At 65.5% G+C, this 386-nt stretch carries 1 protein-coding gene; it reads left to right on the top strand.

The annotated features are described in order from the left end of the window. A partial coding sequence (locus EN969_RS35150; RefSeq protein ID WP_164758846.1) for an FAD-dependent oxidoreductase occupies nt 1-386 on the top strand: 386 nt, incomplete at both ends.

Raw genomic sequence — 386 nt, 5'->3', positions numbered from 1 at the left:
GCGCTGAAGGCGGCGACGAACCGCGACCGGCAATGGCACGCGCGCGGTGCCGACGTCCGGTTGCTGAACGCAGCGGAGACCGCAGCCAGGACTGGCGCACAGGGTTATCTCGGCGGCTGGCTCGACCGCCGCGCCGGTGTGATCGATCCGCTCGCCTACACGTCTGAACTTGCCCGGGTCGGGACCGCGACTGGCGTGAGGATAGCAGAGCGCCAAAGGGTCGTGCGGCTCGCCAATGCCGCCGGTGTTTGGCGTATTTTGATCGAAAATGGCCTGGAATTGCAGGCAAAGGCGGTCGTGCTGGCGACAAACGCCTATACGGACGGTCTGATCCCCGGTCTCGCCCAGACGATCGTGCCGCTGCATTCCTTTCAGATCGCCACAGC

Source organism: Mesorhizobium sp. M7A.F.Ca.CA.003.01.2.1, assembly GCF_003998945.1.
In the GTDB taxonomy this organism is placed as follows: Bacteria; Pseudomonadota; Alphaproteobacteria; order Rhizobiales; family Rhizobiaceae; genus Mesorhizobium; species Mesorhizobium ciceri.
The sequence above is the reverse complement of the archived record's forward strand: the minus strand, read 5'-3'. Positions and strand labels throughout refer to the sequence as shown.